The following is a 9,943-nucleotide window of genomic DNA, read 5'->3' on the forward strand; positions in this document are numbered from 1 at the left end:
TAACTATTTGTTTACCATAAAGATAACTGTTATTCATGATATGGAAAAGACTTATATAAAGAAAGTTGAAACTTTTTTCAAAAAACAGAAAGGGCTGCGCCAAATGGAATTTTGACACAGCCCCTTTCGGGTGACCAGTGGGATTCGAACCCACGACAGGCAGAACCACAATCTGCTGCTCTACCACTGAACTATGATCACCATCAGTTTGGATAGAGAATTTGATTCTCATTTCCCTTTTGCGATGCAAATATAGGTATTATTTCTGTACCTGCAATACTTTTTTGAAATATATTGTTTGCGTCAATGTGTTTCGTTGGTATGGCTGTAACGTAAACTTGTTCATTTCCTTTGTTTTAGAGTGTCTCTCTTTAGAATTTTATTTTCAGTTCTTTCATGAGAGCTTGTGAGAGTTTGGCATCAATAACTTTAGGAGTTTTTATCGAATGATTTCTCATCAGCGAGTCAGAATCTTCCAGTGTGTTTTACTTGTTTGTCTTTCATGGGACATAGATTTGTTGTTGAAGATATTGATTTTTAGTATATTAGCTGTTGATAAATAATACTAACCATGGAGATAAGCATATTACTAATCATACTTTTGACAATGATTTTGCTTGGTGGATTATTCTTCCAAGAGCGAGTGATATGTCTTGTTGACCGTGAGCAAATTTATCTATGCGATAGTCTTTCTCATAGGGCTGTGAAGTTCGTAATGAGAGAACTTTATTTGTTAAATACTGTTGCCTTGGTTGCTATTCAAAAAGCTAACCAAAACACACTGATTCAAACTCAAAATCACAAATTCGAGGGTTAGGGTCATCCGGCCTTCTAACCGACTTTGCCCGTTTTTATAGTACGAAACGGGCTTTTTTATGCGCTATTTTAACAAATAAGCTCGCGCGAGAAGCAATCTGTTCTCGCGCGACTCTCGATCCGTTGTCGCGCGACCTTGACATGCAAAGTCGCGCTACTTGGGGTGCAACCTCGCGCGAGTATAGGTTCAAGGTAGCGCGAGAATGGATTGCAAGTCGCGCGAGCTTCCAAAAAAGGCAGCCTGAAGTGGGTTTTTAAGCCGCCGATTTGTCCACAAAAAGTAGTCTATACATATATTAACATTTATATAGGACGGTTTCGTACTATCGCTTTTGGATTTTGTTGAGAATAAGCCTCTTTCAGATTCACAAAAGGGCTGTTTTAGACAGGTTAAAAGACTAAATATATTTACATTATTTATCTAATTAGATTGTGTTAAAGCTATAAAGAAGGACGTTTATTATGTTTAGAAATCATGGTAAGGAGATATGGAAGTAATACTTTTTTTATTACTACTGCTGTTATTTCGATTGTATATGTCTTGTCATTTTTGTCTCCTATAGACTTCAACTTCTAAATCTTATCTTTGTAATCAACTTTATCATTATCTAATCGTTTTATATGAATAGTGTAGCAACTTCCAGATCAAGAAACAGCTTAAGAAATGCCAAGTATGGAGCCGTATTTTATGTGCTTATACTGATATCTACATTTTTCTTTAGAAGGTATTTTATTCAAGCTTTAGGTGTAGATCTTTTGGGTGTTAATGCTACAGTTCAGAATTTATTAGGCTTCTTGAATGTTGCCGAATTGGGGCTTGCTTCAGCTGTTGCTTTCGCTCTTTATAAGCCTCTTTACGAATCAGATCAAGAGCAAATAAAGGACATTGTATCCATACAGGGTTGGTTTTACCGTTATATAGCAATATTTGTTTCATTGGGAAGCATTGTCTTGTTGTTTTATTTTCCTCAGATCTTTCAGAAGACAAAACTTCCTATTTGGTACGCTTACTCGACCTATGGCGTGATGCTGTATGGGACATTATTGTCTTATCTTTTTAATTACAGGCAGGTTATTTTTACTTCTGACCAAAGAGATTACCGAGTCACCTTGGCTGTGCAGGCCCCAAAACTTATTAAAATGGTTTTGCAGACTCTTTGTCTTTACTTGAACGTACCCAATGCCTATATATGGTGGCTTGTGCTTGAGTTTGTTGCCTCCTCGTTGACCACTATTCTAATAGAAATATTTCTTCGACGTGATTATCCTTGGTTGAGCACAAGCGTAAGAAGGGGGTTGTGTAAGCGTAAAGATTATCCGGTCATCATGAAGAAAACGGGTCAATTGATTTTTCATAAGATCAGTGCTTTTGCTCTTTTTCAATTAAGTCCGTTACTCTTGTATTATTTTACTAATGCCGATATGGTGGCAATATATACCAATTATGTAGTCATTATGAATGGGGTGGTTGCCGTGGTAGATACACCATTCAGAGGAATAACGGGTTCTGTGGGAAATTTGGTTGCATCCGGCAATCATAAAAGAAGTGAAGAGGTTTTTGTAAGACTGTATTTCTTTAGATTGTGGGTGGTATTATTGGTTATAGGAGTCCTTTATACTGTTGCCAATATGTTTGTCTCTTTGTGGGTAGGTCCTGATTTGGTATTGGGTAAGTGGCCTTTCTTGCTATGGCTCTTATATACCTTAATTTCATCAATGAGATTGCAGGATGTGTTTATTTCGGCATATGGCCTTTATCATGATATTTGGGCTCCGGTGGCTGAGATGATTATTAATTTGGTTCTTTCTTTTTGGCTTGGAACTTATTGGGGTTTGTCGGGAATATTGACAGGAGCCTGCATAAGTGTCTTTTCTATTGCGACAATTTGGAGGTTGATATTTCTGTACAGAAGGGGGTTTGGCTTTTCTTTCTTCCCTTTTATATTCAAAGTTCTTTCTTTCTTTTCAATCAATATTGTGGCCCTCGGAATGGGCACTTACTTAGTTAATAGGATATTCATGGGAATGATGTCTCACGCAACACTCGGAAACTTTTTGATGGTTTCCGGTGCCACCGTCTTTATCTTAAGCCTGCTGACTTTTGGAATCAATATGATTCTTTCTAAAACTTTTAGGACTGTTATCATTAGCTTGCAAAAGAAGCTTATTGGCCGTGTTCACTAAATTTATATAGGGTTGTCGGCGTATCTATCTCATTTGTGAAAAAGAGATAGAAATATCATTTGAAGATTTCTCTTAACCTCTGTAAAGTCAAGTTTGTGACCTAACTCCTTTTCCATGGAGGTAACCCCTTTATCAGTAAAACCACAAGGATTAATCAGACTAAAATGAGAAAGATCGGTATTGACATTCAAGGCAAATCCGTGCATGGTCATGTATCGGCTGCACTTGACACCGATAGCACAGATTTTTCGAGCTCGTGTTGGATGACCGGGCTCTATCCATACTCCGGTGGCTCCTTCAAGCCTTTCTCCTTTTATCTGATAATGATCTAGCAAGTTGATAATGCACTGTTCGAGAAGATAAATGTATTTCTTAACTCCAAGGCCAAACTGTTCGAGGTCAAATATCGGATATCCTGTAATTTGCCCGGGTCCATGGTAGGTAATGTCTCCACCTCTTTCTATTCTGTGAAGTTCGATACCTCTTTGTTTCAAAAGCTCTTCACTCACAATCAAGTTGTGTTCATCACCATGTCTTCCCAAAGTCAAAACAGGTTGATGCTCACAAAATAACAAGACGTTATGAGCCTTTCTGTTTTCTCTTTTGGCTTTTAATCCACGTTCAAAATATTCAACTTGAAGAGAATGAGCTTCTGAATAATCGATCTTACCACAGTCTTCGTACCTAAATGGAGCATGATCAAACTTAATCCTCATATCATCAATTGCAGGGTAAATACCGTTTGGAAGAGTTGCTAACAACTCCTTTACTGTTGGTGCATGATGAGAGAGATGGATTAGATATGTTTCTTCGGGAGATCCGATTTTCTTTGTCATGTCAATAGCGTCGTCGATGGTCTGATGGCTAAGGTGAACTTTGTACCTTAAGCCTGTGACAAAGAAATGCTTCGTGCCCTCAGTTTTGAGTAAACTTTCCGGTGAGATGGTTTTGACATCTGTCATAAACGTGTAGTCGCCAATTCGATATGCAACAATGGGAAGCCGGGCATGCATGACGCGAATAGGGTAGACCTCCTCATCTAATACTTCGAAAGGTTTGCCGGCTTCGATCGGATGAAGCTCAAATTGGGGAGATCCGGGGTAAGGCGGTTCGTGAAAATAGTAATGAAGACGTTGCTTAATAGAGTCTAAAACTCTTTGTTCAGCATAGACCGGGAGTGTCCGACTCCAAGATATAGTACGCAAGTCATCCAATCCGCCAATGTGATCGTAGTGTTCATGTGTAAGTAAAATAGCGTCAATGTGGTCTAATCCGTATTTTAGGGCTTGTTGTCTAAAGTCCGGTCCACAGTCTATGAGAATTCTTTTCCCTTGGTCTGTAATGTAAAGTTGAGATGTGCGTAAACGTTTGTCTCTAGGATCCATGCTTCGGCAAACATCACAGGTGCACCCCACTTCTGGTACACCTGTGCTGGTGCCGGAGCCCAAAACAATAATTTCGGGCATATCTTAAAAAGTTTAGTAAATATAATTGACTTCCGGTTTGAGCGTTATATTGTATCGCTCTTTGATAACTGTTTGGATATAATCTGCCAAATCTCCAATCTCAGTGCCGGTAGCACCTCCATAGTTGCATAAAACTAAAGCCTGTTTATCCCAAACACCGACATTCCCTTTGCGATATCCCTTCAGCCCGGCATGATCAATCAACCAGCCGGCAGATACCTTGACCTTGCCATCCTTTTGTAAATGATAAGAAATATCGGGTGCAATCTTGAGTACTTCAGCTAACTCTTCTTGTGTAAGAATAGGGTTCATAAAGAAACTTCCGGCACTACCAACTTCTCCAACTTTGGGCAATTTGTTGTTCCTGATCTCAATGACAGCATCTCTTACTTCTTGGCATGTCGGATGAGATGTTCCCCCGAAGTAATTCTGAAGGTCTTTATATTCGAGATTGGGATGCTGAGTCTTCGGAAGTTTTAGTACGATATCGGTAATGACCCATCCAAACATCTGGTCTTCTTTAAAGATACTATACCTATATGAATAGTTGCATTCATCGTGTGTAAAGCTCTTTTTGACTCCTTCTACGGTGTCATAGGCATGAACCTCTTGGATGAATTGGCAAATCTCTGTGCCATAAGCTCCAATGTTTTGACGAGCTGCGGCACCAACAGTGCCTGGAATGAGGGATAGATTTTCAAGACCAAAGAGTCCGTTGTCAAGAGTGTATTTGATGAGGTCGTCCCATACTACTCCTGCACCAATCTGGAGATATGCAAAGTTTTCATCTTCTCTATCTTCAAGTCGGACAACCTCTTTGATGTTTGAGATTAGGACTATCCCTTTGAAATTAGCGAGGAAAAGCAAATTGCTCCCCTCGCCAATAAATATCTTTTTTGATTCTTGAAAGAACTCATCTCTATGTAACAATTCCAAGTCTTCTATGCTGTCGTATGTTACTAAGAAATTGCATCGGGCATCAATCCCAAATGTATTAAGCTCTTTCAGAGACTTGTTTTCTTCGATTTTCATTAATTTGTCTTTTCAAGTAACCAAGCATCTTGAAAGTTTGGTGCGTATCTTTGTTTGATCGCATCACGGCTTGCAGCAGCCTCTTCTCTCGAGTTGAAACTAGTCACAATAACGCGGAGCATACCCTGATCGTTTTTAGCCAATACAGGATTGTATCCGTCTTGTTGCATACGTTCTTTGAGGTTCTTGGCATTGGTAGGGTTTTGGAAGCTACCTATCACGACGCTAAATCGTTTTAGATTGTTGCCGTCTTCCCCATCATAAAGAGAAAGATTTTCTTGTCTTACAACCACCTGTCTGTCAATTGGTTTTTGGATCTCAACAGGATCGGTATTTTGCTGTGAGCTGTTCTCATTATTTACAATCTCACGTTGCTTGGCAGCTTCGTAGCATTGACGGTAAGCACTCTGTTTGGGCTTACATGATGTGAACGCAGAAACAAGCAATAGTGCCGTTGCTGCAAGGATAATCTTCTTCATTTCTATCTATCTGTTTAAATGTTTATTTCGTACATATAGGGTACAAATCTTTTGTTGTGCCAAATATATGTTACAAAGTTACTAAATGACATCCAATTAGCAAGAGATGAGATTAACATCAATAACGTCTCGATAAGAAACAACTTTGTATATTTGTTCTCAATAATAAAAATCCCTTTTTATGATGTGTGATTCGTCACGACCATTAGTCTCAGTATTGATACCTGTTTATAAGACCGAACGTTTTATTGGAAGATGTATTGCTTCAATTATTAAGCAAGATTACAGACCTTTGCAGGTGGTGCTTGTGGATGATTGTGGCGGAGACAATGCTATGAATATAGCTTGTGAAATGCTGACAGATGTTGAAGGAATAACCTTAACCAAAGTTTTTCACGATAAAAATTGCGGAGTGACTACAGCAAGACGGCATTCCTTGGAACATGCCGAGGGGGATTATTTGTTATTTCTCGATTCTGATGATTACTGGGATGCTCCGGGTAATGTAAGCCACATTATTCAAGAGATGTTGTCAGACCCTGATCTGGATGTTGTTGTTACAGATTATTTTGCTGATTACCCCAAGAGAATAAAATATATGAGGGTAGATTGTCCCTCTACCTCTCAGGCAACTGCCAAATGTTTACTTCAAGGGCATATGCCATCTTTTTTGTGGAACAAGTGTTTCAAAAAGGATAGTTTCTTGAAATATGCCGGTAAATTTGTTGATGGTGTAAAGCTGTGGGAAGATTTTATGGTATTGGTTCCTTTCTTTGCTAATCCCATCAAACTCAAATATATTCATTATTCATTTGTCCATTATGAACAGGGCAATGAGAATAGTTTGATCCATACCATGGATGCCGGCACACTGGAGAAGATAATAGAAGCAATTCGATATTGTGAGCAGATGATTCCAAATAGGGCTATTTATGAGGAGGATATCAAATGTGCTTATATCAGTGCCAAGGCACATGTAATGCAAAATGTACCTTTAAAAGATTATTCGTCAATATTAGAAGTCTACAAAGAACTGGATTGCTACAATATGAAAAGGGTGGCTCCATTATATTCAAAAGTCATATTTGCCCTACAGAGGAAAAAGTCAACTCGATATTTGGGGTTTATTTTAAATGAATTGATACTTAGATGGAAATACATATTGAGGCATTGATCTGCTATGCCGTTTTTTTCTCCCTGTTTGTATTGCTGCTTTTCATTGCGCAAAAGGATAAGAGGCTCTCTCAAATACCATTTCTTGGTCTTTTTATTCTTCTGACATTGTTCTCCGGTCTTAGATATGGATTGGGTAGGGATTTCGAAATCTATGAGTTTATGTACAACAATCCTGTGCATAGCAGCTCGTTTGATTTTGTAGAGCCCTTTTGGCAGACCTTTATTATGATATGTAGGACTTTAGGTGTACCATTTTTATCTTGGCAACTACTTGTATCCGGACTTACAATTGGTCTTTGTATGTATTCTTTTCGGCGGTTGTGTGGAAGCTACTGGTGGATGGCTCTTCTTTCATTTGTATTGATTTATTCCGGTTATTTCGAATCTTTCAATATTGTGAGACAGTATCTGTCAATGTCTGTCGTGCTGGCTTCATATTGCCTGTTGCTTGATAAGAAATATGGCTATTGGTTCTTATGTTGTCTATTGTCTTTTGCATTACATCATTCGGCTGTTGTCTTTGTCGTTATTGCTCCTTTTGTCTTATTCACAAGTGAGCGATTGGAAGCTAAATCATGGTTCTTGTTTCTAATCGTTTCATTCCTTGTTGGTAAATTCTTTTTGATGCCTATTGTGGATATTTTGACTCAATTTCTTCCCGAAAGATATAGTCTCTACACCCATTCAGACAAAGTCTATGCCATGTCGTCGGATTCCGGTGTTTATCCAATCTTCTTAAACTTGACAGCTTTGTTTTTCTTGTATTTGAGGCAGCATATCCAGACATCTAATGTGCTTTACAGACAAAGTATAGATTATTACTTGACAGCAATTATTTTCTACAATTTGTTTATCAATTTTGAGATTGCTGCCAGATTGTTTTATTACCCTTTTATGTTCACCTTTATCCTGTTTCCTTTGTCATTTAAATATAGTAGGACCAAATGGGTTTCATGGGCTTTGAGTGCCATCTTGTGTGTCTTTTCTGTTTTTATGGTGAAGAATTTGGGGAATATCGAAGAGCCTTATTCTAAATACAGGACCATCTTTGATACTGTAATATATAAGTAAGTATGCGTATTTGTTTTGTTATAAATCGGTTAATTCAGATGGGACCGGTTGTTGTCATGAGAGATATTATTCGTGGAATGCAGTCTTCTGAGTGGCAGATTTACGTAGTCTCGCTGAGGTCTGAGGATCCTTCTATTAGTATTCAAAACGAATTTGAATCACTCTCTTGTAAATGCGTCAGTTTCCATTATTCTCTTCTTGACTTAGAGCTACGAACAAAGCATGTGGCCAAGAGATTGCAACAATTTTTGTCTGACAATAAGATCGATATTCTTCATACGCATACCTATCATCCGGATCTTGTCGCTTCAAATTTGCCTAAAGGATTTATTCCGGTTGTTACAACACTACATAACTTATGTGCTGAAGATTATTGTTATCAAAAGGGCTTTATTCAGGGGAAATATATGGCTTTCAGGCATCTGAAATCTCTAAAGAGGTTAAATGTATTTTGTGCAATTACTGAATGTGTAGCACGGTATTACAACCGAATTGGTGTCGAATGCAAAGTGATTTATAATGGTATTGACGAGTCGAAGTTTGGCAAACCCTCCGATGTCGATCGTTTGTCCTTGAGGAGGGAACTGGGTATCTTGCCTTCAGCAAAGGTCTTTATTTATTGTGCCGGTCTTGTTCATCGAAAGAATCCATTGTCATTGATCCGTTCCTTTGTTCGTTTGTTAGATTCCGGGCAGTTGTCTTTAGATGATCGTTTGATCTTTTTGGGAAAAGGGCCATTGGAAGATAAGTGTAAGGCTCTTGTCCCATCTAAATACAAGGCGCAAATTATCTTTGCCGGTTTCCAACAGGATGTTGTCCCATTTTATCTTGCTTCAGATATTGGCGTTTCTGCCTCTTTGTCCGAAGGATTTGGGCTAAATGTAGTAGAAGCTGTAGCGTGTGGGTTACCTTTTGTAGCAAGTGATATACCTCCACATCGTGAAATTTTGGGTAAGTATCCTGAGTTGGAATCCCTGCTTTTTGAGCCGGGAAGCGATGAAGCATTGGCAGATGCTTTGCTTGAGGCTTATCAAAAGTCAGAATCTTATCCTATGGGGGCTATCAGTAATGATATAACCTCCAGGTTTTCGGCACATAAAATGAGTGCAAACTATCAACAGGTTTATCGCAAAATGGTAGAATAATGATTATATATTGATGCTTTGAAACGGATATAATAAGGTTGTCCTTTTCTACTTTAACTGCGATTTATTAGATGAATAACTTTAGTTTAATCTGATTTTACCCAAGTTCATTCTTTCATATCAGTAGCTATAATCCCTTCAAATGAGATAAAATAATCGTTGTCAATGAGTTGTTTGGCTCTTTGATAGCGATTATTCTTTTCTGATGATAGTTGACTTAGGGAGAGTGGAACTATGATACACCTTGATTCTTTTTGCAAAGACGATCTTTTGATTTTTATAAGGTAGTATCCCTAAAAGTGTGTAATTGAAGTTTATCTTTGAGTCAAAATTAATCATTTCATTTCATTGTTTTTCTCATCTGTCAGGCGGACATGAAAAACACCGGGGGGATTGGCGTCCGCCCGGGGGCTCGCAGCCCCCGAAGAGGACCTTCCAATTTCAATCTATTGCTGTCCGATAAAAGTTTTTGCGACAAAAAAATAAGGGGCTGAAAAACTTCACAGAATTCAGCCCCAATTGTCTTATCTTTATCATAAGAACTTAAAAGTAAGACGATGCACAAAAGTATTCA

8 protein-coding genes, 1 tRNA gene and 1 pseudogene are annotated in these 9,943 nt (G+C 38.4%); 5 read left to right on the top strand and 5 right to left on the bottom strand.

Going from position 1 to position 9,943, the window contains the following annotated elements; all coding sequences use genetic code 11:
* Positions 1 to 129: 129 nt before the first annotated feature.
* Positions 130 to 201: transfer RNA gene (locus ACFO3G_RS05055), tRNA-His, on the bottom strand.
* A gap of 370 nt (positions 202 to 571) precedes the next feature.
* Here ACFO3G_RS05055 and ACFO3G_RS05060 point away from each other — a divergent pair.
* Both ACFO3G_RS05060 and ACFO3G_RS05065 read left to right on the top strand, forming a co-directional pair.
* Positions 572 to 817 (top strand): hypothetical protein, encoded by a 246-nt coding sequence (locus tag ACFO3G_RS05060; protein ID WP_380078580.1) that lies wholly within the window; start codon positions 572 to 574, stop codon positions 815 to 817.
* 620 nt (positions 818 to 1,437) lie between these two features.
* Entirely contained in the window at positions 1,438 to 3,000 is a 1,563-nt protein-coding gene (locus ACFO3G_RS05065; RefSeq protein WP_380078582.1) for a lipopolysaccharide biosynthesis protein, read from the top strand.
* A gap of 29 nt (positions 3,001 to 3,029) precedes the next feature.
* Here ACFO3G_RS05065 and lipB read toward each other — a convergent pair whose 3' ends face one another.
* From lipB to ACFO3G_RS05085, 4 genes and pseudogenes are all read right to left on the bottom strand, one after another.
* Entirely contained in the window at positions 3,030 to 3,716 is a 687-nt protein-coding gene (gene lipB / locus ACFO3G_RS05070) for a lipoyl(octanoyl) transferase LipB (protein ID WP_380078594.1), read from the bottom strand.
* A 75-nt stretch (positions 3,717 to 3,791) separates the two neighbouring features.
* A pseudogene (locus ACFO3G_RS05075) lies at positions 3,792 to 4,466 on the bottom strand (MBL fold metallo-hydrolase); the annotation flags it as partial.
* A gap of 12 nt (positions 4,467 to 4,478) precedes the next feature.
* Positions 4,479 to 5,498, bottom strand: a complete 1,020-nt coding sequence (gene murB / locus ACFO3G_RS05080) for a UDP-N-acetylmuramate dehydrogenase (RefSeq protein ID WP_380078584.1) — start codon at positions 5,496 to 5,498, stop codon at positions 4,479 to 4,481.
* Positions 5,498 to 5,977 (bottom strand): SPOR domain-containing protein, encoded by a 480-nt coding sequence (locus tag ACFO3G_RS05085; protein ID WP_380078586.1) that lies wholly within the window; start codon positions 5,975 to 5,977, stop codon positions 5,498 to 5,500. The genes murB and ACFO3G_RS05085 overlap by 1 nt, the downstream gene beginning before the upstream one ends.
* A gap of 181 nt (positions 5,978 to 6,158) precedes the next feature.
* On the opposite strand from ACFO3G_RS05085, the gene ACFO3G_RS05090 reads away from it, so the two are divergent.
* The 3 genes from ACFO3G_RS05090 to ACFO3G_RS05100 are packed head-to-tail and all read left to right on the top strand — an operon-like array spanning position 6,159 to position 9,369.
* A complete protein-coding gene (locus tag ACFO3G_RS05090) occupies positions 6,159 to 7,151 on the top strand; it encodes a glycosyltransferase family 2 protein (RefSeq protein WP_380078588.1) in 993 nt (330 codons plus the stop codon).
* On the top strand, positions 7,127 to 8,224 hold the full coding sequence (locus ACFO3G_RS05095) for an EpsG family protein (protein WP_380078590.1): 1,098 nt from the start codon (positions 7,127 to 7,129) through the stop codon (positions 8,222 to 8,224). The genes ACFO3G_RS05090 and ACFO3G_RS05095 overlap by 25 nt, the downstream gene beginning before the upstream one ends.
* 38 nt (positions 8,225 to 8,262) lie before the next feature.
* Complete coding sequence (locus ACFO3G_RS05100) at positions 8,263 to 9,369, top strand: glycosyltransferase family 4 protein (protein WP_380078592.1); 1,107 nt, start codon at positions 8,263 to 8,265, stop codon at positions 9,367 to 9,369.
* Positions 9,370 to 9,943: the final 574 nt, after the last annotated feature.

This window comes from Falsiporphyromonas endometrii (genome assembly GCF_042654485.1).
GTDB lineage: Bacteria > Bacteroidota > Bacteroidia > Bacteroidales > Porphyromonadaceae > Porphyromonas > Porphyromonas endometrii.

What these genes read in the sequence shown, in the direction of transcription:
- ACFO3G_RS05060 (WP_380078580.1), top strand. Translation starts at nt 572, where the DNA reads ATGGAGATAAGCATATTACTAATCATACTTTTGACAATGATTTTGCTT.
- ACFO3G_RS05065 (WP_380078582.1), top strand. Translation starts at nt 1,438, where the DNA reads ATGAATAGTGTAGCAACTTCCAGATCAAGAAACAGCTTAAGAAATGCC.
- lipB (WP_380078594.1), bottom strand. Translation starts at nt 3,716, where the DNA reads ATGAGGATTAAGTTTGATCATGCTCCATTTAGGTACGAAGACTGTGGT.
- murB (WP_380078584.1), bottom strand. Translation starts at nt 5,498, where the DNA reads ATGAAAATCGAAGAAAACAAGTCTCTGAAAGAGCTTAATACATTTGGG.
- ACFO3G_RS05085 (WP_380078586.1), bottom strand. Translation starts at nt 5,977, where the DNA reads ATGAAGAAGATTATCCTTGCAGCAACGGCACTATTGCTTGTTTCTGCG.
- ACFO3G_RS05090 (WP_380078588.1), top strand. Translation starts at nt 6,159, where the DNA reads ATGATGTGTGATTCGTCACGACCATTAGTCTCAGTATTGATACCTGTT.
- ACFO3G_RS05095 (WP_380078590.1), top strand. Translation starts at nt 7,127, where the DNA reads ATGGAAATACATATTGAGGCATTGATCTGCTATGCCGTTTTTTTCTCC.
- ACFO3G_RS05100 (WP_380078592.1), top strand. Translation starts at nt 8,263, where the DNA reads ATGGGACCGGTTGTTGTCATGAGAGATATTATTCGTGGAATGCAGTCT.